Genomic DNA, 19,687 nt, shown 5'->3' with positions numbered 1-19,687 from the left:
CGCTCTCCTCCTCAGGCGTGGGCCCGGACGTCATCGGGAATGGGAAGTCGCTCGACCAGGACATGATCGAAGGCTTCCTCGAATTCGGGATAAGCGCTTTCGCGCGCGAAGCTCAGCGCATCGGCCACTTCTTCGGCAACCGCCTTCTCGATGGCGTCGAGATCGTCGGCTGACACTCCGGCCGCTTCCAGCCGCGCCCGGTAGAGCACAATCGGGTCCCGGCCGAGCCACTCGTCATGCTCCGGTCCGCGCGGGGTCAATTCGCGGCCCATGTTCACGGCATGATCGCCATAGCGATAGGTCTTGGTCTCGATCAGCGTCGGCCCCAGCCCTGCGCGGGCACGATCGACGGCCTCGCGCACCGCATCCTCCACGGCGTCGACATCCTGTCCGTCGACGATCACGCCGGGAATGCCATAGCCCTTGGCGCGATCCGCCACATTCTCGCCGGCAACGGCATGGCTGGTCGGCGTGGACATGCCGAAGCGGTTGTTCTCGCATACGAAGATCGCGGGCAGCTTCCACACTGCGGCCAGGTTCATGCCTTCATGCACCGCGCCTTCGCTCGACGCGCCATCGCCGAAAAAGCAGAGCGCCACGCGGTCCAGCCCCTGCAGCTTGGCGCCCAGTGCCGCGCCTGCGGCGACAGGGGCGCCCGATCCGACGATGCTCGTCTCGCCAAGGCTGCCCATCGCGAAATCGGACAGGTGCATCGAGCCGCCCTTGCCCTTGCACACGCCGGTCGCCTTGCCGAGCAGCTCGGCCATGAGCGGGCGCAGGGCCGCGCCCTTGGCGATCGGATGCCCGTGACTGCGGTGATTGCCGACCATGTAGTCGTCGTCGCGCAGCGCCATGCAGGCGCCGACGCCAGAGGCTTCCATTCCCGCGTACGTATGCAGGGCGCCCGGAATCTCGCCCTGGGCATGGATGGCCTCCGCCTTCGCTTCGAACTGGCGAATGCGCTGCATCCGCCGGTACTTCTCGATCTTGCGATCGTTGTCGCCTGCAAGGCTCATCTTATCGTTCCTCTCTCAAGCAGCACCGGCAGGCTGCGCCATGGCGCGGTCCGCGGTTTGGGCAACGATCAGTTCGAGCGGGGCCTGGTACATCGACTCAGGCCCGTCCTTCGTGATCGCGTAGACGTTTTCCATGTGGCAGGGGCCGAGCTTCGCGCCGAAGTAGAGACTGTCGAGCGAGATCAGCATGTCCTCCTCGAGGACGAAGCCTTGCTTCACCCCGGCAAGGCCGGCGGAAGGATAGGGCAGCGGGATTTCGAGCGGCATGAGGCCGATCCCGTGGGCGACGACCAGCAGCTTCTCCGGCGTGGCCACGCCCTTCGACTTCAGGTATTCATACCCGATCTGCGGGAGGTCGGCGGTGCGGACGCCCGGACGCAGCTGCTCCACCATAATCAGGAAGGCGTCGCGCAGGATATCGTGCTGGCGGCGGTATTCAGCGCTCGGCTCGCCGATGACGGCGGTGCGGTTGATGTCGACCCAGAAACCATCGTGGATGCCCTGGGTTTCGAGGATGACGATATCGCCGCGCCGCAGGGCCCGGTTGCCCTGGGTGCGGAACAGGTCCGGGATGAAGTCATCCTGCTCGTATGCGCCGCCGAAGAGCATGGCGCCTTCGTCGACGGGGATGACTTCGTGGCGGACCATGAAATCGCAGATGCGCGCCTGCACGTCGTTCCAGTCCGCACCTTCATGAAGAAGTGAGCCGGCATGGGCGATGATCGCGTCGGCAATCCTGCCCACCTTGCGATAGCGCGCCAGTTCCTCTTCGGTCTTGACGACCCGCACCCGGATCAGGAAGTCGAGCGCGTCCGAGTACCGGTGCTCCAGCCGTGAGCGCAGCTTCTCCGACACGCGTGGCTCATCGAAGCCGATCGCCTTTCCGGTCATGCCGTTATCGGCCAATGCCGAAGCGATCGCGGCGACGATGTCGCCCTGGCACTCTCCAGCAATCGCCCCGGCCAGCGACATGGCATCGTGCGCCAGTTGCCCACCCTTGCGATCGGGATCGATGTAGCGGCTCACCTCGCAGAAGTTGAGCATCTCGAACGTGCGCACTTCCCCGAAGGTACAGCGTTTTTCCTGACGGTTGAGGACGGCGACGATGCCCAGGTTCGCCTCGGGAATGACCAGGGTAAGCGGCTTGTCCGGATCGGCGTAGACGATCGCGGCGGCCACCGGCTCCATCTGGCCCCAACGTTCGAGGACGGAGTGATAGCCCGTCGCATAGCGCACATCGTGCGGGTGGCTGAGCACGACTGCGTCCAGCCCTTCCGCGGCAAGCATGGCGCGCAGGCGGTCCGCGCGCGGGTTGGACGCGCTCGTCATGCCGCTTCTTCCATTCCTTCGTTGGCGATGTTGGAGCGAACCTCACCGCTGGCGACATCCCGCAGGAACTCATGATTGAGGATGAAGCGGATCTCGCCGTTCTCTTCCGTGAAGGCCACTGCGCCGTGGCCCATGAACAGATATTCGGTGACTTCATCGCAGCGCGCTTCGCTGTGTCGAGAACCGATCGGCTCGTATCCGTAGGTCCCTGCCGGCGCCGAGCCGACGTCGTAGATCAGTTCGCCCTTGGTCACGAAATACTGCCCGTGCCCGAGATGCCAGTGCGGCGCGAAAGTTGCGCCCGGCTCCATGTGGACCCACAAGACCCAGTCGCCGGTTTCCTCGCTGTAGCGCAGCAATCGGATCGTCGTGCCCGTGCCGAGCTCGACTTCGCGGCAGTCGTTGATGTTGACGATGAGGTCACCCAGTTTTCCCGGATCGTGTTCTTTCGTCATGGTCGCTCTCCTCTTTGGCTCTGTTCTGTCTTGTGCTGGCAGCGCCGTGTGCACGTCAGCTGAGAAATGGGTCAGCCTACCGGCGAAATGGGGTCACTGCGCGGTGTAGCCGCCGTCCACGACGAGCTCCGATCCATGCATATACCCCGATTCATCCGATGCGAGGAATCGCACGGCCTTGGCGATGTCGATGGGCTCGGCCATGCGCCCGATCGGATGGGCCGGGGCAAGGCCTTCGGCAGCCTGTTCGACACTCTCGGCAAAGCCGTTGTCGACGAAGCGCTGCAGGATGTGATCGACCATACCCGTCTTCACGCCGCTGGGGTGAACGCTGTTGAAGCGCACCTTGTAGCCAAGAGCGGAGAACTCCATTGCGCAGGCCTTTGCGAACAGCCGTACCGCGCCCTTGGACGCACAATAGCCGGTATGCAGCGGCGAACCGATCAGGCCTGCGACCGAGGAGATGACGACGATGGACGCGCCATGCGGCAGTTGCTGTCCAGAGCGGCTCATCAGCGGAATGGCCACCTTGGTTCCGAGGAACACACCGTCGACATTCACCGCCATCTGTTTGCGCCACTGTTCGAGCGAGGTATTCTCGAGCTTCTCGACGACGACGATGCCCGCGACATGGACAAGGACGTCGAGTTTGCCGTGATCGCGCTCGACTGCGGCGATGACATGCTGCCAGGACGCCTCGTCGGTAACGTCCAGCCGGTGATAGGCAGAGGACTCGATGCCCTCGTTCCAGCCGCCGCCGTCCTCGGGCAGGTCCGCCCCGATCACCGTGGCGCCGGCCGCCCCCAGGGCACGGCTGGTTTCCTTGCCGATCCCCCCGGTGCATCCTGTGACAAGGGCAATGCGTCCTTCAAGCGATCCGATCATGCAGTCTCTCCCATAACTGGTGCATCTCCAAGCAGCTCGAAGCTGCGAATGTCGGCCTCCCCGTCGATGCAGGACCAACCTTCGTCCGCCATCGCGACGTGGTAAGGCCGGCTGGCGTGGTCCTTCCACGCCTGGTGACTGGTGAACATCTCGGTAAAGGCAAAGGCATTGGGCTCGGTTTCGGAGCGCATGACCTGGAACAGCAGGGTCTCCGTCTCGTTCGCGCGTACGTCCTTCTGCAGCTGGGTAATCAGCTCGATGAAGCGCTCCGTCTTGTCCGGCTTGGTGCGGACATGCATGATGACGCCAATCATGGGAGAGACCTTTCCGTATGTGGGGGCAATTGCTGGAAGAAGCTGCAAGGGCGGCGCAGGGGCCGAAGCCGAAAGCGGCAAGGCCGCTGATTGCGCGGCTGCTGGAAACCGCACCGGGCGATGCGGACGCGCTGACACTGGCCGGCATCGTTGCCCAGCGCACGGGCGAGAGCGATGAAGCCATCGCCGCCTTCACCGCAGCGCGCGACGCCGATCCCGGCGATCCGGGCCGGCATCAGAACCTTGCCGTCGCGCTCAAGAACAAGGGCGCCATCGTCGAAGCCCTGGCCGCCTTTCGCGCGGCCCTCAAGCTGCGGCCGGGCCATGCGGCCACGTTGGCGAACCTGGGTTCCTGCCTGATCGCCGCGCAGCAATACGGCGAGGCAGTCGATACACTTGAAGCCGCGCTCAAGGCTGCACCGGGCCATCCCGATGCGCACCTCAACCTGGGCGTGGCGCTCTCCCGCCTCGGCCGGCACGAAGAGGCCGCGCGCCATTACCGGCTGGCGCTCGATGCAAGGCCCGGCCATGCCGAAAGCGCGCTCAACCTTGTCGATGCGCTTGCCGCGCTCGGTCGCCGGGAAGAGGCTGAAACCCTCGCCCGGCAGGTGCTGAACGCCATTCCCGGCCATGTCCGCGCGACGAACCAGCTCGGGCTGCTGCGCGAAGCCGCAGGCGATGCCCGGGGCGCTGCCGAGGCCTTCCGCACCGGTTTCGATCCTGCTGCGCCCAGCCACGTGCTGGGCGTAAATCTCACCCGCGCGCTTATACGCGCCCAGCGTTTCGAAGATGCCCTGGAGGTCAGCGGCTGCCTTCAGAGCGCCTCGCCGTCGATCACCACGCCGCTTGCTCTCTCGCTCGCGGCGCTGGAAAGACTGGGCCGCGCCAAGGAACGCGACGCGCTTATGGCGATCGACCGTTTCGTGACGGTGCACGACATCGAGGCCGTTTCCGGCTTTGCCGATCTGCGCCAGTTCAATGCCCACCTCGTCAATGAGCTGCGCAACCAACCCTCGCTCACCGAAGAACCCGAAGGCCTGGTAACCCGGGGCGGACGGCAGAGCGACGACTTGGCCAAGGCACAGAGCCCCGCCATCGCGGCCCTGTGTGCCCTCGCTGCGGCGAGGCTTGCCGACGAGCACGCGCGTCTTGCCGCAATGGCGACCGACCATCCCTTTCTCCGCGCCCTGCCTGCCGAATGGAGCCTGACCCTGTGGGGCACGATCCTGCGCCCCGGTGGAGAAGTCGGCGCGCATATTCATGCGCCAAACTGGATTTCCGGGGTCTATTACCCCGAATACACGCCCCCCGCAGATAGCAACGACGAAGGCGCCTTCGCCATCGGTATCCTTCCGCGTGAACTTGGCGGTGGCGGCCCGACGCATGTGATGCAACCTCGCGCGGGCCGCATGATCCTGTTTCCCTCCTACCTCTGGCACGCCACGATGCCTTTCGGCGGCAGTGAGGAACGCGTCAGCTTTGCCTTCGATCTCGTGCCGGCAGGCGTCGGCCAGCCGCATCGCCTGCGATAGCGCAAAGGCACTCCCCCGGGGCGGGAACGGGATCCGCCCCGGGGGACGACCGCTGGCGCTGAGGCAAGGAGAGGCCCCCGGCACCATCGATCAGAACTTCGCCGAGCCTTCGACGCCGAAGGAGCGCGGCGGTGCGTAGTTCGTGAAGTTGAACAGGCCGGCAACCGAGTTGGCCGAAACGCGATAGACTTCATCCAGCAGGTTGCGACCGAATATGGCGATGCGATACCTGTCGCCGGGATCGGTCCAGGCGATGCTCGCCCCGACCAGAGTGCGCGCCTCGCCCTGCGAGTAATCGGCATTGAGCGTCGTGGATTCGAATTCAGACTGGTAGTTCACATCGGCACTCAGCGCGATGGTACCCCATTCCGCCGGCGGGAATTCGTAACGGGCATTGCCGCTGAGCGTCCACTTGGGCGCATTGCGCAAGTGAAGATAGGACGCATCGTCATTGGTGCCATCGCCATCCACGTCGGTAAAGAACTCGAGGTACTTGGCTCGCTGCCAGCCGAGCGCGGCACCGAGCGTCAGCCCCTCGGTGGGGGCAGCCGACGCCTCGACTTCAAGACCGTAGACCTTGGCCTTGCCAGCGTTGGTGGTGCGGGTCTCCTGTCCCGGCAGACCGGTGATCGGATCGATGAAGGGAACGACGGCATCTCGCTGGAGATCGTTGTACTTCACGTAGAAAGCGGCAAGGTTGACGCGCAGGACGCGATCCGCCGTTTCCGTCTTCAGGCCGAACTCGAAGCTGTCAGCGGTTTCTTCCTTGAAAGGCAGCGCGGACGTGGCCGACATCGCCTGTTCGTTGTAACCGCCCGACTTGTAGCCCTGGCTATAGGTGAAATAGTTGTTGATCCCCGGCGCGATTTCCCAGCGATAGCCCGCGCGCATGGTAGGGCGATCGAACTTGGCGCTGTCGGTATACTGCGGCCAGAACCCGGTTTCGACCAGCGAACGGCGAACCTGCGGCTGCACCGCGAAGCTCTTGTTCTCCTTGGTGTAGCGCGCCCCGACGAAGATCGAGAACGGATCGGCCACTTTGTATTCGGCCTCACCGAATACCGCATAGGAATCAACCTTGTAGTTGGCCGTCGACAGGTTGGGATCGGTGAGCGCGGTCGGATCGCCGAGGAAGCGCAGGAAGCCAAGGAAGCTGGTCGCATTGGCGTCCATCTTCTGGCCCCAGTACATCGCGCCGACCGTGAATTTGATACGATCGGAGAAGTCCGAGGAGAATCGTGCCTCGACGCTGTACTGCTTGCGCGTATCGTCGCGGGTGGAGACGAACAGGTAGGCGTTCTCACCGGTGTAGTCTGATGGCAGCGACGATTTCACCCGGCGCCAACCGCCGACCACGGTGATCGTGCCCGCGCCTTCAAGAGTGTGCTCGCCGCGCAGGTACAGCCCGTCCACATCGATGCGGTGCCCGCTCAGGGTGCCGGGACAGGTCGCTGCCGTGGCCGAACCTTGGCATAGGGTCGTGCCGGTATCGAAGGGGCTGGCGCCGGTCGTCTGGATGCCCGGGAAGCCCAGGACATCGAACAGGAAACCCGGCGGCGTCTCGTTCACCGAGGGCGGAGAATCCCCGCGATCGCGCAGGATCTCATAAGTGGCCATGATGTTGGTGTCGGCGGTCGGCTCCCACAGCAGCTTGGCGCGGCCACTGAAATACTTCGATCCGCCCCAGCGCTGTCCGCGACCCGGGACGCCCTGGATACCGTCGACGTCGTTGTTCTTTGTCAAGTGGTAATAGCCGTCGCTCTCCTGGAACGAACCGGCAGCGCGGAAATAGAGGTTGTCGGTGAAGGGGATGTTGATCGCCGCCTTCACGTCCTTGGTATTGAAGCTGGAATAGCCCAGACGGACCTCTCCGCTGAAGCCCGGTTCGGGGCGCTTGGTGATCACATTGACGACGCCGCCGACGGTGTTCTTGCCGAACAGTGTTCCCTGCGGTCCGCGCAGGACTTCGATGCGGTCGATATCGAAGAGGTCGAAGAGCTGGGTTTGCACATGGGCAAGCACGAAGTCATCGACGACGACCGCAACGGCCGGCTCGAAAGTCAGGATGATGTCGCCGGTGGACTGGCCGCGAATGCCGATCGAGGCGGCGTTGAAGCCCGGGACATTGGTGATGACCACGTTCGGCACGTCCCCGGCAAGTCCGCGGATGTCGGTTGCGAACTTGTTGTCGATAGCCGAGGCAGTGAAGGCCGAAACCGCGACCGGGGTATCCTGAAGCGACTCCGAGACGCGCCTTGCGGTCACGATGATTTCTTCAAGGCCGCTTGCCTTCTGCGGGGCACCCCCGCCTTCGCCGCCTGCGGAATCAGGCGCCGTCTGCGCCAGGGCTGTCGTGCTTGCCGAAGCGAGCAGACCGGTGACAAGCAGTTTCAGGGCGCAATTCAGGTGTTTGTTGCCGATCATAACGTTCCCCTCATCCATCGACTGCCTTGCTGTTGCGGCAGTTCGAATCACCGCGCCATTTTTCGTGCGGCTCCTATAAATGAGTGCACATGTTCATTTTTGTGAAGAGAAAAAATACAAACATGTATGATCTTTTTTTGCCGCATCGCAACGGCAGGCAGACAAGAGGGGATTGCTTTGGGCGCGCTTACGCTCGTAGAAAACGGCAGAACGGCAAAAGGAAACGCAGTGCCAGAACGCGATGCTGCAGCGCAAAAACAGCCCGCGAAAAAAATGCCATCGATTCGGCGTCGCTACACCAGTCCTGCCATGCGCGAGCGGCGAAAGCGCATCGTCGACACCGCGCACCGCATCCTTGGCGAAGGCGGGGTGACCAGCCTGACGATCCGGCGCCTGTCCGTGGAGGCACAAGTCGCGCAGCGTACGATCTATCGGCTGTTCGGGGACAAGGACGGCGTCGTGTGCGCCACCGTCGTCGATCGCATGAAGGAAGTGCGCGAGCACATCGCCCGCCGCAAGCAGACCTATACGCTCGATGTCGTCTTTTCGGAGCTGGACTGGATGGTCAGCGAAATGGAACGCGACACACTCTATGCCCGGGTTGTCGTCGGTTTCGTGTTCGCATCCGAGCAACGGCAACTCGAGGTGCGGGAACTGACCTCAGTGGCCTACAATCGCCTCATGGCGTGGTATGCGGTAATGAAGGCAGAACATCGGGTACGCGACGACCTCGACATCGAGCAACTCGCCCGCGAACACGTGATGCACGAATTTCTTGTCTATCGCCGCTGGTCGCTGGGAGCCTGCGACAGCCCGCAATGCCGCCTGGAACTGCACGCCTGCTTCCTGAAAACCGCAGCACTGGTACTTCTGGGAGATGACCGGGAAGAATACCTGCGCAAACTCATCGAGATCCAGAAGCTGCTGAATGAACTGGCATCACAAGCAGGCAGCACATGACGCCGCAAGGCGCAAACGGGAGAAAACCTGAAATGACCCAGACTGAAATCAATCTGGCAGAACTCTCCGCGCGCGAAGCCATTCGCGAACTGCGCATCGCCTATTCGACCGGTTTCGACACCATCGATGAAGAGGCCGTCAGGCAAAACTTCGCGAGCGATATCGTATGCGCCTATCCCGCGGCTTACGGCGGCAGTTTCGAAGGAGCCGACGCGGTGATCGAGCTGTTTCGACAGACCTGGCAGCATTGCCAGGGACCTCTGGACACCCTGCACCTGATCGCCAACCACTCGATCACATTGACCGGCCCCGATACGGCCAAGGGACATTGTCTCCTGCTCGACCTCATAACCCGCCAGACTGCGGCATCGCCTTTCGCCACGCGAGGCGGGCACGACAATCCACTCTTCCTCATCGGCCGCTATGACGACGAATATGTGCGCGAGGACGGTCGCTGGAAGTTCCGCAAGATCGCCCTCACCGCGCTTTGGCCCGAGCGGCACTGAAGCCACCGGCGGCGCAATTGTCTTGAACAGCGAACATGCCCTGCTGGCCGACCTCGAGGGCGCCGGGGTCAGCTTCACCGTCCACGATCATGTTGCCGTGGCAACGGTAGAGGACAGCGCCGAGGTGACCGGGCATATCCCCGGTTATCACACCAAGAACCTGTTCCTGAAGGACAAGGCAGGCCGCTACTGGCTCATCACCATGCCGGGAGAAGAACGCGCGGACCTCAAGTTGATCGCTTCCCGGCTCGGCGCGGGCCGCCTTTCTTTCGGCAAGCCGGGCGCGATGAAGGAACTGCTGGACGTGATCCCCGGGGCGGTCACCCCGCTCGCCGCCTTCAACGATCGGGCGGGGCTGGTCACCGTCGTGCTGGACGCGGCATTCGCGCCGGAGGAAACGATCAACGTGCACCCCTTGCGCAATACAGCGACGCTGTCCCTTCGCACGGCCGACCTCGTCGCAGCGCTGGAGCGGTGGGATCACCCGCCCATCGTGCTATCGCTCCAGACCGAAGATTGAGGATCAGCCTTCTCCGGCTGCCTCCATGTCCTCACGCTTCACACTGCGGTGATCGTCCTCGTTGAGGCCCTGTTTCCAGTAACTGGAGATGTAGAGCTCGGCCGGACCGAGACCGCGCTCGGTCCGCAGGTACTGGCGCATCCCGCGCATCGCCGTAAATTCGCTCGCGGCCCAAGCGTAGACCTTGCCCTCGGGCCAGGCAACAGCGCGCACCGCATCGACCAGCAGGTCGGGCTGCGAGCCCGGCACCGGGTTCACCAACCAGGTTACCGTGACACCTTCGGGCGCATCGATGGCCTGCTTGTCCGACTCGCTCTGGATCTCGATGATGGCAATGCCCCTGGCATCGCGGTCGAGCGCTTCGAGGTTGACACCGATGGCGGGCAAAGCCGTCATGTCGCCCGCCACGATGTAGAAATCGAGACCCGAGGGTAGCGGCTTCGCAGGCCCCGGACCGCCAAGCTCGACGGTCTGCCCGGGCCGGGCCTGCAGAGCCCATGCGGTGGCAGGGCCCGCATGACCTTCGCCGGCTCCATGCAATGCAAAATCAATATCGATCTCGCCCTCGCGCTGGTTGCGGATGGTGTAGGTCCGCACGGTCGGCTTCATCGCTCCGGGAGCCGGGGGAAACATGAACTTAACGTAGCCGCCGGCACTCCCTTCGGGATAGCCGGCCATGCCTTCACCGCCCAGTGTGACACGAAGAAGCGAGGGTGAAACCGTGCGGCTGGAAACGACGGTCATCTGACGGGGTGCAGGTCTGGCCACGCGAAAGACTCCTTGTTGCGATCAATTTGCAGCAAGGGATAGGGACCGGCCGGTACATTGCAATCGCGGCCGCCCTCACGCGGCGCGTTCGTAACCAATTATGATCTCGGCCTCGCCAAACTTATCGCGTGCCCGTCCGTCCACCGGGGGATCAATCCCCCGGCTTCATGACCGATCCGGCGACATCTTCCTGGCTGCCCTTGCGCAGCACCTCAGCGCGCGAACGGATGTACTGGCGCAGTCCGGCGAGGTCGGCCTGCGTGAATTCCCCGAACTGGGGCATGCCATTGGGCACGAGTGCCCCGTCCTTCACCACCGACGCGAAGGCGGAAGGGTCGGAAGGGATCGCCGACGTGCGCAAGTCGGGCGCGGTACCGCCGCCGATCGCAGCGGTACCGTGGCAGACGGCGCAGCGAACGTTGAAAATGCGCTCACCCTTCTGCCCCAAAGCGGTATCGGGCGTGTAGCCGGGATCGTCGAAAGCGACCGGCTTGTAGGGCGTCTTGGGGGGCAAGGTTCCCTTTGCGCCCAGCGCGAAGGTCAGAACGCGGCGCTGCTGGGTGCGATAGTCGATGCCGTACTTGGCGAACATCGGACCGAAAAGTCCGGCGCTCGTCCCGATCCCGGCGACGACCGTCACATATTGCTTCCCCTTGACTCTGTAGGTGATGGGAGGCGCAACGACGCCCGCCTTGGCATCGAAGTTCCACAGGCGCTTACCGGTTTCGGCATTGTAGGCCGAGAAGCCGCCGTCTGGCCTGCCCTGGAAAATGAGATTGCCGCCCGTTGCCATGATCCCGCCATTGAGATGCACCTCCATCGGGATTTTCCAGCGCGCCTTTTGCGCGACAGGGTCCCAGGCGACCAGCCAGCCGGTGATCTTCTTCCCGGCATCGCCGATCGAATAGCCTACCCCGGGGGAGAGGCCCATACCGCCGGACCACTTGAAGTTCTCGCGCGTAATTCCGGTGTCGTCGTAGGTCACTTGCAGATCGATGGCCGGAATGTAGGTCAGTCCGGTCTTGGGGCTGAACGCCATCGGCATCCAGCTATGCGCGCCGATCGGGGTCGGCTTGAAGGTCACCGGGCCATTCTCGTATCGGACATTGGGCTTCTCAATCGGGCGGCCCGTCTTCAGGTCGATCTTGCTCGCCCAGGTTACCTCGACGAAGGGCTCGGCCGAAATCAGCTTTCCGTCCTTGCGGTCGATGACGTAGAAAAAGCCGTTCTTTGGCGCCGTCATGACCACCTGGCGGGGTTTTCCGTCGATTTCCAGATCGGCCAGCTCCATATCCATCGAGGCATTGAAGTCCCAGCTCTCGCCCGGGTTGATCTGGTAGTGCCACTTGTACTTGCCGGTCTTGGCATCGAGCGCGACGATCGAGCAGACGAACAGGTTGTCGCCATTGCCCATCGAGCGGATCTTGTGGTTCCACGGCGCCCCGTTGCCGGTGCCGATCAGGATCTGGTCGTTGGCCTTGTCATAGGTAATGGCGTTCCAGACGCTGCCTCCACCGCCATAGTTCCACCAGTCGCCGGACCATGTCTTGGCCGCCATCTTCATGGCGTTGTCTTCGAACCCGTCTGCGGGGTTGCCCGGAACCGTGTAGAACTTCCAGAGGAACTTGCCCGTATCGGCATCCCATGCGGTGACAAAGCCGCGCACCGGGCTTTCATCCGAACCGCCGTTACCGATTATCACCTTGCCGTCGAAGACCCGTGGCGGGCCGGAGATGAACAAGGGATCGTCCTTGCCGAAGGTTTCGGCAGTCCAGACCGGCTTGCCGGTCTTCTCGTCGATCGCGATCAGGCGGCCGTCCTGCGTCGCGGTGATGACCTTGTGGTTCCAGTAGGCGATACCGCGACTGCCCCAGCCCTGCCGCAGCTTGATGCCGGACGCTTCGGGCGCGCGGGGATCGTACGTCCATTTCACCTTTCCGGTTTCGACATCGATTGCGCGCACGACGCTGTAGCCGCTTGCCAGATAGACGGTCCCGTCCACCTCGATCGGCCCGGTCGCCGGATTGCCCGGCGGGAGATCGACGGACCAGGCAAGGCCCAGCTGATCGACGTTACCGTCATTGATCTGGTTGAGCGGGCTGTAATGCTGCTCCCCGTAGGTCCGCCCGAAGGCGGGCCAGTCCTTGCCGTCGCTGCCATCGTCGAGCTGGGCGAGCCATTGCTGGTCCGCCTCGGCGCCGTCGGCGTCCTGCGCGCTGCCGCCCTTGCAGGAAGTCAGGGCAAGAGCCAGGGCAGCCACCAGCATGAGGCGCGGGGCGGCATAGCGGGGGGTATGTTTCACGCTCATCCTCTCTCGGGCCGTTTGCCTGCACAAAGCCGGACGCGGCCTCTTCCTTTGCGACGCAAAAAAGGAAAAGGGGCCCCGCCGCGATGACGGCAGGGCCCCATGATCCTTACTGGTACTGACCGAACTTCACGCCCAGTTCGACACCGAAGTAGCGCGGTGCGCCGTATTGCGAGTTCAGCCACAGGCCGGCCACGTTCTGGACCGCCACTCGATAGCGCTTGTCGGTCAGGTTCTTGCCGACGGCGCGGATATAGTACTTGTCGTCCGCCTGGGCGAGCGTGATCGAAGCGTTCACGAGCGTCCGGGAATTGAGGAAGGTATTGCCCAGCGGATCGTCGATCGCCTGGGTATTCAGGTTACGCCCGCTATAGGCGACATTGCCGTTGAAAGTGATCTTGTAGGCATCGCCGAGCGGCACACTGTAGGTACCGTCGAGCGTCCACTGCCACTTCGGCGCACGGTCGAGAGGAGCGGAGGAGAGATCGTATCCGGCATTGTCCGCGGTATACGAATTGTACTTGCCGTCCTGGTAGCCCAGCACGCCGCGCAGGGTCAGGCCTTCCACCGGATTGGCCTGCGCTTCGACTTCGAGGCCCTTCACGGTCGCGCTGGCCGCATTGACGAACAGCGTCACCTGGTTGGGCTGGCCGTTGACCTCGATCGGCACGTTGAGCTGCTTCTGAAGGTCCTGGTACTTCACGTAGAAGGCGGTCGCATTGAACCGCAGGCGATTGTCGAGGAACTGCGACTTGAAGCCCAGTTCGTAGCTGTCGGCCTTTTCCGGATCCGTGGCACGGGCAGCGGCACGGAACGCGTCGAGATCTTCGCCGAAAGCCGCGAAGCCGCCGATCTGGTCGTTGAAGCCGCCGCCCTTGTAGCCGTGCGAATAGGTGCCGTAGACGAAGAGGTCATCGGTAGCCTGGTAGCTCAGGCTCGCGCGGTAGGTCGGTTCGCGCCACTTGTCCGATACGGTGACGACGCCGGCGGGATAGTTGTAGACGCTGGCGTCAAGCGCGTGCTCGATCGTCAGCGTGGGATCGAAGCCCCCGCCCAGCGCCGGGATGAAAGTCTGCTGGCGGCCGTACCAGGTCTTGTCGTCCCAGGTATAACGCGCACCGGCCGAAAGGGTCAGCTTGTCATTGAACTTGAAAGTGCCCTCGAAGAACAGAGCGCGCGACTTGGCCTTCTGCGCGTTGCATAGCAGGTAAGGCGTGTTGTTCCACTCACCGAACGGCAGCGGACCCGACGTCAGGTCGAGGAAGCCGAGGATCTGCGAGACGCAGAAGTCGATCTTGTCACGCTGGTAGAAGCCGCCGGCAACGAAGTTGAACGGACCCTGGAAGTCCGAAGCAAAGCGCAGTTCCTGCTGCCAGGTCTTGCGGTCGTCATCGCGGGTTGCGTCGAAGAACGAGAGCAGTTGCCCGTCGCTGCCCTCAGCCGTCGCGCCGGCGTAGGAATTCGGAATGCGCGAGCGCTGGAAGCGATAGCCTGACACCGAGGTGAAAGTACCGAAGTCGGCATTGTATTCGATGTTGGCATAGATGCCGTCCACCGAGATCCGCTGCCCCTTGCCCATATAGAGCAGCGCGTCGTTGCGGCCGGTATAGGCTGCACGATCCAGCGGATCGGTTCCCTGCGCATTGGGATCGGTCAGACCGAGCAGATCGGTAAGGAACGCATTGCTACCGGTATAAAGATAGTTCTCGTTGACCGAGGGAACCACTTCGGAGCGGTCGCGAATCCATTCGTACTGGAACAGCGCGCTGAGTTCGGGTGTCGGTTCGACCAGCAGCTTGGCGCGGGCCTGCCAGACATCCTTGCCGCCTAGCGTCGCGTTGTCGAGGCATCCCGTCGAGCCTTCGAACTTGTTGGTCACGAACCCGGTCACAGGGCCATAGCAGGCCCCGTTCTTGTAATAGCCGTCAGACTTCTCGTAACCGCCAACAAGCCGCACGGCGGCGAAGTCGCTGATCGGCACGTTCATGGCGGCCTGGATCTTCTTCTCGCCGAAATCGCCGAATTCCATGCGGCCTTCGACGCCTACGTAATCGATGATCGGCTTCTTGGTGCGCACGGTGACGACGCCGCCCGTCGTGTTCTTGCCGAACAGAGTGCCCTGCGGACCGCGCAGGACTTCGACCTGGGCGACATCGAAGGTATCGAGCAACTGGGTCTGGACCGAGGGAACCACGAAGTCGTCGACGAGAACTGCGACCGGCGGTTCGAAGTATACGATGATCGAGGTCTGGCCCACGCCGCGCATGGCAAAGCTGGCCGCGTTGAAGTTTGCGATCGTCGCGGCAGAGAAGTTCGGCACGAACGCGGCGAGATCGCCAAGGTCGCGCGGGCTCGCCTGCTGGATCAGGGAACTGTCGACCGCCGACACCGATACCGGGGTCGACTGGAGGTCGGTAGCGCGGCGGGTAGCGGTCACGACGATTTCGGCCAGACCGGTGGACGTCGCTTGCGACTTGGCCGGTTGCGCCGCATCCTGAGCGCCCGCGCTACCGGTTGCATCCTGCGCCCAGGCGGGGCTGGCCAGCATTCCCGTAATCAGTGCCAGCGCACATGTTGACCCATAGAGCCTCTTAGTCAGCATTCGCTCTCTCCTTGTGGCCTCGCCATTGTTTGCGAGTTGACTGACTGGATAACAGGATTTTTTCGTGAAGCAATCAATCATGTTTGTTTTTATTGGCGTTAGGGCGAAGTGTGCCTTTGCCGCATCAGTCAGGCTGCGATCCTCCCCGGCGATGCACCACATGGGCGAGCACGAGACGCCAGATATGATGCATTCATGATTGTTTTTATTCTGCACTTGCCTATGCTGCCGTGAAGACCATGCCGGTGGCAGCGACCGCCTCGGCGAAGGCCCGGGAGAGCAACGAATGGATGGACTGGAGGCCCGCGTCGCGAGGCTCGAAGCCGAATCGCAGATCCGGCAGCTCATCGCTCATTACAGCTTCGATATAGACGATCGCCTGATCGAATCCGTGCGCTCGCTGTTCACCGAAGACGGCATCCTCAGGTCCGCCGACGGCGTCATGTATGCCAAGGGTGCCGATGACATCATCGAACAGTACCATGGTCGCTTCGATGTCCTGGGCCCGGGCCACCATTTCATGCACGACATACAGATCGATTTCGCGGGCGACGGCTCCCGGGAGGCGACCGGTCGCGTTTCGGGCCATGCCGAACTGATGCGCAAGGGCCAGATGATGGTTGCCGCGATACGTTACGCAGACCGCTACCGTCATACCGATCAGGGCTGGAAGTTCGCCGAGCGCGTGATTTCCTTCCTCTATTACGTCCCCTTGTCCGAGTACCCGGATATCCTGCTCAAGCCCGATCGCAATCGGGCCTACGACACACCGGCCCCCGGTGACTTCCCCGAACACCTGCCATCGTGGATCGCCTACGAAAAATCGCGCGGCCGCGCCTGAGGAGAGAGTACATGGCCTTCAGCTTCCTGTCCCGTTTTCGCATCAAGGACGAAAGACAAGACGACTTCATAGCCATGGCACGGCAGATGGAAGAGCTTTCCAAGCAGGAACCGGGAACACTGCACTACCAATTTTTCCGTCTTGGTGAGCCGGGCATGTTCGCCGTGTACGAAAGCTTCGTCGATGAAGCCTCCGACAAGGCGCACATGGAATACGACCACAACAAGGATCTGATCGAACGCATCGTCGGCTGCATGGACGGCAGTTACGAGCGCGAGCTGCTGTTCGATCTCGAACCGCATCGGAAAGGCTGAAGCGATGGCTGGCAAGAGCTTCATCGCGCGTCTGCGCACCAAGCCGGAAATGCGCGAGCGCATGATCGAATTGCAGGCGGAGCTGAAGAGCCTCGTCTTCGAACATGAACCCGATGCGCCGGTCTACGAATTCCTCCAGTCGCAAGACGATCCCGACCTGTTCCACGTCGTCGCCACCTTCCGCGACGAGGCTGCCTTCGACAAGCACATGCACATCGACTTCCATGATCGCCTGGTCCCGGGCATTCTGGAATGCCTGGCACAGGACATGGAACTCACTTTCCACACTTCGCTCGGCTAGGCGGGATTGCCCGGCAGTCTCTGGAAAGAAGATTGCCGGGCCGGAACTTACTCGCCCTGCTCTTTCAGGAACAGCAGCGCGCCCGCGCCGATGAGTGAGCCCATCGCCATGAGCAGGGAAACGTACCCCAGCCCCAGTCCGGCATTGAACAGCAGGCCCGCAACAATCGGGCCAAGCGCGGCGCCGCCCCTGCCTATGCCGATGGCAAAGCCCGTACCGCCGGCTCGCACCGAAGTTGGAAAACCCTTGGCAAACAGGGCATAGAGACCGACCACCGCCGCATTCGTGCAGAAACCCGCCGCCGCTGCCACCATCGCCAGGCCAGTGAGCGTTTCCTGTTCCTGCCCGAACAGCGAAACGAGCACGGTCGATGCCAGCATTGCCGCGATCACCAGCGCGCGAACGCCGAAGCGGTACGTCAGCAGGCTCAGCAGCGAGGCGCCGAGCAGGCCGCCGACATTGGCCCAGACCAGCACGTCGCCGGCCTTCGACGCGACGTAACCCATGTCGACCACGATCTTCGGGATCCACTTGATGATGTAGTAGAAGGTCATGATGTGGCAAAAGTAAGCGAGCGTCAGCAATATCGTCACGCGCGCGAGGCCCGGCGCAAACAGCTGCGCGATCGAAACCTTGGGCGCCTTCTCGGGCACGGGCGGAAGCGCCTGTGCGATGTCATGCCCCAGGCGGTGCAGGGTGACATTGATCCGCTCAAGCGCATTGGGGCCGCGCTTTTGCGCCAGATAGCCGATCGATTCCGGCAGCAGCACCCAGGCGATCGGCAGGAATACCGCCGTGATGACCGCCCCGAAGGTAAACACGTCGCGCCAGTGTCCATCGGCAAGCAGATTGGTCGCGATGGAACCGCCGATGATAGCCCCCATGGGATAGCCCGCCGCCATGATCGCCACCGCCAGGTTACGGTGGCGATCGTTCGAGAACTCGGCGACCAGCGCATTGGTGCAGGCAAGCATGCCGCCAATGCCGAGCCCGGTGACAAGACGGATCAGGGAAAGCTCGAAGACGGAATTGGCGAGTGTCGCCATGCCCATGCCGCCGGCCATGATGACCAGGCAGCCCAGCACGGTCGGTCGGCGTCCGATGCGATCGGCAACGTTGCCCAGCACCAGCGAGCCGACTGCCATGCCGATCAGTTCCATCGACAGGACAAGGCCGAGGGCGGCTCGGTCGATGCCCCACTCGCTGGCAATGCCCGGCGATGCGAAGCTGATCGCCAGCACGTCGAAGCCGTCAAGTGCGTTGAGCAGGATACACAGCGCCACGGCTGCAATCTGCAGCGGCCGCATCGCGCCTTGGGACAGGATGGACTGAGGGTCTTTGGTCATCATCTCACTTGATCGTTGGGCATCGCCTGCTGGGGCGATTGCTGGTCTGCGGCGCGGTCGATCCGGCCATAAGTCCTGTCGAGCCAGAAAGCGGCGAGCATGATCGCCGGCACTGGAAGCGCGAGGCTGAGCAAGGCCGTACTGCCGGCAACGTCGTGCATCGTCACGAAACCGATCAGCAGCGGTCCGCAAAGCGCACCGAACCGGCCCAGGCCGAGGGCCCAGCCGATGCCTGTCGAACGCAACTGGGAGGGATAGAACTGGGATGCCGCCGCAATCATGCCCTTCTGGCCGCCACCTATGCCGATGCCGGCAAGCACCGCGGCAAGCAGGAACGGCTTGCCGCCCTCCCCTGCGCTCAGTCCCAGCAGGGCGATGCCAGCAAGGCCGATTGCGCTTACGCAAACAAGCGCCCGGAAGGGGCCCATGCGATCGGCCCACCAGATCATCGGCACGGCGCCGACGGCATTGCCCACGGTAAACAGGTTGGCAGCCGTCACTGCATCGGCATAGGTCATGCCCTCGCGTGCAGCGAGCAAGGGTAGCCAGCCCTGCACGGCGTAAAAGAGACCGAGCCCGATGGAGCACATCAGCCAGAACAGCAAGGTGCCCTGCCGCAGGTCGGACGCGAACAGGGATGCGAGAGGACGCGATTGCGGCGCGTGAGGCAGGCGCGCGGGAAGCGCATGCCACAAGAGGGCCGCCGCGATCAGGGCAGCCGGCAGGCTCAACCCCCAGGCTGCGCGCCAGCCGTACAGGGGAACAAGCCAGGCGCTTGCCAGCCCTGCGGCAAGAAAACCCATGGAATAGGCAACATAGATCCCGACGACCTGCGCACCGCGCCACCGCTGGGGACCGTGCTGGCTGGCCGCCGATACGGCGCAGGGGAACGCCGCGCCAATGGCAATGCCGACAAGAACCCGTCCAAGGATAAGGATTTCGACATTCGGTGCGACGAAGCAGATCCCCATTGACGCGGCAAGGCCAAGCATGGCCGGGCAGACCACTGCACGCGGTCCCAGCCGGTCGGCCAGGGGGGCTATGAAAAGGTAGCCAAGCAAAAGGCCGAAAATGGCTGCGCTGAGAAGAGGCCCGATCAGGCTTTCGGCAAGGTTCCAGTCATGCACGAGCCCGGGCATCGAGAAGCTCAACGTCTGGAACGCAATGCCGCCTGCAAATAGGGCCATGGCGCAACCCAGGATGAGTTGGACGCCGCGGAATTTGCTCAGGATCACCCCGTATACCTCTCCCGCCGGCAGCCCAGCCGAC

18 protein-coding genes are annotated in these 19,687 nt (G+C 63.0%); 7 read left to right on the top strand and 11 right to left on the bottom strand.

Annotation, left to right across the window (positions count from 1 at the left end):
• Positions 1–11: 11 nt before the first annotated feature.
• The 5 genes from PP1Y_RS03400 to PP1Y_RS03380 form a co-directional block, all read right to left on the bottom strand.
• Positions 12–1,016 carry a thiamine pyrophosphate-dependent dehydrogenase E1 component subunit alpha gene (locus PP1Y_RS03400; RefSeq protein WP_013836696.1) on the bottom strand — a complete coding sequence of 335 codons (1,005 nt, stop codon included), beginning with the start codon at positions 1,014–1,016 and terminating at the stop codon, positions 12–14.
• 15 nt (positions 1,017–1,031) lie between these two features.
• Positions 1,032–2,345 carry a Xaa-Pro peptidase family protein gene (locus tag PP1Y_RS03395; RefSeq protein ID WP_013836695.1) on the bottom strand — a complete coding sequence of 438 codons (1,314 nt, stop codon included), beginning with the start codon at positions 2,343–2,345 and terminating at the stop codon, positions 1,032–1,034.
• Complete coding sequence (locus PP1Y_RS03390; protein WP_013836694.1) at positions 2,342–2,800, bottom strand: cupin domain-containing protein; 459 nt, start codon at positions 2,798–2,800, stop codon at positions 2,342–2,344. The genes PP1Y_RS03395 and PP1Y_RS03390 overlap by 4 nt, the downstream gene beginning before the upstream one ends.
• Positions 2,801–2,893: 93 nt before the next feature.
• A complete protein-coding gene (locus PP1Y_RS03385) occupies positions 2,894–3,685 on the bottom strand; it encodes an SDR family oxidoreductase (RefSeq protein WP_013836693.1) in 792 nt (263 codons plus the stop codon).
• Positions 3,682–3,999: a putative quinol monooxygenase gene (locus tag PP1Y_RS03380; RefSeq protein ID WP_013836692.1), complete on the bottom strand. Its 318-nt coding sequence runs from the start codon at positions 3,997–3,999 to the stop codon at positions 3,682–3,684. Before PP1Y_RS03380 ends, PP1Y_RS03385 begins: the two co-directional genes overlap by 4 nt.
• A gap of 17 nt (positions 4,000–4,016) precedes the next feature.
• Between PP1Y_RS03380 and PP1Y_RS03375 the strand changes: the two genes are divergently transcribed.
• A complete protein-coding gene (locus tag PP1Y_RS03375) occupies positions 4,017–5,531 on the top strand; it encodes a tetratricopeptide repeat protein (RefSeq protein ID WP_013836691.1) in 1,515 nt (504 codons plus the stop codon).
• Positions 5,532–5,621: 90 nt separating this feature from the next.
• On the opposite strand, the gene PP1Y_RS03370 is transcribed toward PP1Y_RS03375, so the two are convergent.
• The gene (locus PP1Y_RS03370) at positions 5,622–7,955 is read right to left on the bottom strand and encodes a TonB-dependent receptor (RefSeq protein ID WP_013836690.1); all 2,334 of its coding nucleotides are present in this window, start codon (positions 7,953–7,955) and stop codon (positions 5,622–5,624) included.
• 273 nt (positions 7,956–8,228) lie between these two features.
• On the opposite strand from PP1Y_RS03370, the gene PP1Y_RS03365 reads away from it, so the two are divergent.
• From PP1Y_RS03365 to PP1Y_RS03355, 3 genes are read left to right on the top strand one after another with little or no spacing between them, the layout of a single operon-like run.
• Positions 8,229–8,915 carry a TetR/AcrR family transcriptional regulator gene (locus tag PP1Y_RS03365; protein ID WP_013836689.1) on the top strand — a complete coding sequence of 229 codons (687 nt, stop codon included), beginning with the start codon at positions 8,229–8,231 and terminating at the stop codon, positions 8,913–8,915.
• 32 nt (positions 8,916–8,947) lie between these two features.
• Positions 8,948–9,421, top strand: a complete 474-nt coding sequence (locus tag PP1Y_RS24565; protein WP_051009932.1) for a nuclear transport factor 2 family protein — start codon at positions 8,948–8,950, stop codon at positions 9,419–9,421.
• Positions 9,422–9,443: 22 nt separating this feature from the next.
• Positions 9,444–9,941, top strand: coding sequence for a prolyl-tRNA synthetase associated domain-containing protein (locus PP1Y_RS03355; RefSeq protein ID WP_232512347.1), 498 nt, complete (start codon positions 9,444–9,446; stop codon positions 9,939–9,941).
• Positions 9,942–9,944: 3 nt separating this feature from the next.
• Here PP1Y_RS03355 and PP1Y_RS03350 read toward each other — a convergent pair whose 3' ends face one another.
• The 3 genes from PP1Y_RS03350 to PP1Y_RS03340 form a co-directional block, all read right to left on the bottom strand.
• The gene (locus PP1Y_RS03350; protein WP_013836687.1) at positions 9,945–10,685 is read right to left on the bottom strand and encodes a siderophore-interacting protein; all 741 of its coding nucleotides are present in this window, start codon (positions 10,683–10,685) and stop codon (positions 9,945–9,947) included.
• A gap of 175 nt (positions 10,686–10,860) precedes the next feature.
• Positions 10,861–13,011, bottom strand: coding sequence for a PQQ-dependent dehydrogenase, methanol/ethanol family (locus PP1Y_RS03345; RefSeq protein WP_232512343.1), 2,151 nt, complete (start codon positions 13,009–13,011; stop codon positions 10,861–10,863).
• Between the two features lie 112 nt (positions 13,012–13,123).
• Positions 13,124–15,616 (bottom strand): TonB-dependent receptor, encoded by a 2,493-nt coding sequence (locus PP1Y_RS03340; RefSeq protein WP_013836685.1) that lies wholly within the window; start codon positions 15,614–15,616, stop codon positions 13,124–13,126.
• Between the two features lie 286 nt (positions 15,617–15,902).
• Here PP1Y_RS03340 and PP1Y_RS03335 point away from each other — a divergent pair, with 286 nt between their 5' ends.
• The 3 genes from PP1Y_RS03335 to PP1Y_RS03325 are packed head-to-tail and all read left to right on the top strand — an operon-like array spanning position 15,903 to position 17,072.
• Complete coding sequence (locus PP1Y_RS03335) at positions 15,903–16,457, top strand: nuclear transport factor 2 family protein (protein ID WP_013836684.1); 555 nt, start codon at positions 15,903–15,905, stop codon at positions 16,455–16,457.
• An 11-nt stretch (positions 16,458–16,468) separates the two neighbouring features.
• Positions 16,469–16,771 (top strand): putative quinol monooxygenase, encoded by a 303-nt coding sequence (locus PP1Y_RS03330; protein ID WP_013836683.1) that lies wholly within the window; start codon positions 16,469–16,471, stop codon positions 16,769–16,771.
• Positions 16,772–16,775: 4 nt separating this feature from the next.
• Positions 16,776–17,072, top strand: a complete 297-nt coding sequence (locus tag PP1Y_RS03325) for a putative quinol monooxygenase (RefSeq protein WP_013836682.1) — start codon at positions 16,776–16,778, stop codon at positions 17,070–17,072.
• Between the two features lie 47 nt (positions 17,073–17,119).
• On the opposite strand, the gene PP1Y_RS03320 is transcribed toward PP1Y_RS03325, so the two are convergent.
• Together PP1Y_RS03320 and PP1Y_RS03315 are read right to left on the bottom strand one after the other, a co-directional pair.
• Complete coding sequence (locus PP1Y_RS03320) at positions 17,120–18,418, bottom strand: MFS transporter (protein ID WP_013836681.1); 1,299 nt, start codon at positions 18,416–18,418, stop codon at positions 17,120–17,122.
• Positions 18,418–19,653 (bottom strand): MFS transporter, encoded by a 1,236-nt coding sequence (locus PP1Y_RS03315; protein WP_232512341.1) that lies wholly within the window; start codon positions 19,651–19,653, stop codon positions 18,418–18,420. Before PP1Y_RS03315 ends, PP1Y_RS03320 begins: the two co-directional genes overlap by 1 nt.
• Positions 19,654–19,687: the final 34 nt, after the last annotated feature.

The organism is Novosphingobium sp. PP1Y (genome assembly GCF_000253255.1).
Classification (GTDB): Bacteria; Pseudomonadota; Alphaproteobacteria; order Sphingomonadales; family Sphingomonadaceae; genus Novosphingobium.
Note: the sequence above shows the minus strand (reverse complement) of the source record. Positions and strands in the feature narration are given on the sequence as shown.

Excerpts from the sequence above, each read along its gene's own strand:
- PP1Y_RS03325 (WP_013836682.1), top strand. The coding sequence starts at position 16,776 with ATGGCTGGCAAGAGCTTCATCGCGCGTCTGCGCACCAAGCCGGAAATG.
- PP1Y_RS03395 (WP_013836695.1), bottom strand. The coding sequence starts at position 2,345 with ATGACGAGCGCGTCCAACCCGCGCGCGGACCGCCTGCGCGCCATGCTT.
- PP1Y_RS03340 (WP_013836685.1), bottom strand. The coding sequence starts at position 15,616 with ATGCTGACTAAGAGGCTCTATGGGTCAACATGTGCGCTGGCACTGATT.
- PP1Y_RS03320 (WP_013836681.1), bottom strand. The coding sequence starts at position 18,418 with ATGACCAAAGACCCTCAGTCCATCCTGTCCCAAGGCGCGATGCGGCCG.
- PP1Y_RS03330 (WP_013836683.1), top strand. The coding sequence starts at position 16,469 with ATGGCCTTCAGCTTCCTGTCCCGTTTTCGCATCAAGGACGAAAGACAA.
- PP1Y_RS03365 (WP_013836689.1), top strand. The coding sequence starts at position 8,229 with ATGCCATCGATTCGGCGTCGCTACACCAGTCCTGCCATGCGCGAGCGG.
- PP1Y_RS03370 (WP_013836690.1), bottom strand. The coding sequence starts at position 7,955 with ATGATCGGCAACAAACACCTGAATTGCGCCCTGAAACTGCTTGTCACC.
- PP1Y_RS03390 (WP_013836694.1), bottom strand. The coding sequence starts at position 2,800 with ATGACGAAAGAACACGATCCGGGAAAACTGGGTGACCTCATCGTCAAC.
- PP1Y_RS03350 (WP_013836687.1), bottom strand. The coding sequence starts at position 10,685 with ATGACCGTCGTTTCCAGCCGCACGGTTTCACCCTCGCTTCTTCGTGTC.
- PP1Y_RS03380 (WP_013836692.1), bottom strand. The coding sequence starts at position 3,999 with ATGATTGGCGTCATCATGCATGTCCGCACCAAGCCGGACAAGACGGAG.
- PP1Y_RS24565 (WP_051009932.1), top strand. The coding sequence starts at position 8,948 with ATGACCCAGACTGAAATCAATCTGGCAGAACTCTCCGCGCGCGAAGCC.
- PP1Y_RS03385 (WP_013836693.1), bottom strand. The coding sequence starts at position 3,685 with ATGATCGGATCGCTTGAAGGACGCATTGCCCTTGTCACAGGATGCACC.
- PP1Y_RS03375 (WP_013836691.1), top strand. The coding sequence starts at position 4,017 with ATGTGGGGGCAATTGCTGGAAGAAGCTGCAAGGGCGGCGCAGGGGCCG.
- PP1Y_RS03400 (WP_013836696.1), bottom strand. The coding sequence starts at position 1,016 with ATGAGCCTTGCAGGCGACAACGATCGCAAGATCGAGAAGTACCGGCGG.
- PP1Y_RS03335 (WP_013836684.1), top strand. The coding sequence starts at position 15,903 with ATGGATGGACTGGAGGCCCGCGTCGCGAGGCTCGAAGCCGAATCGCAG.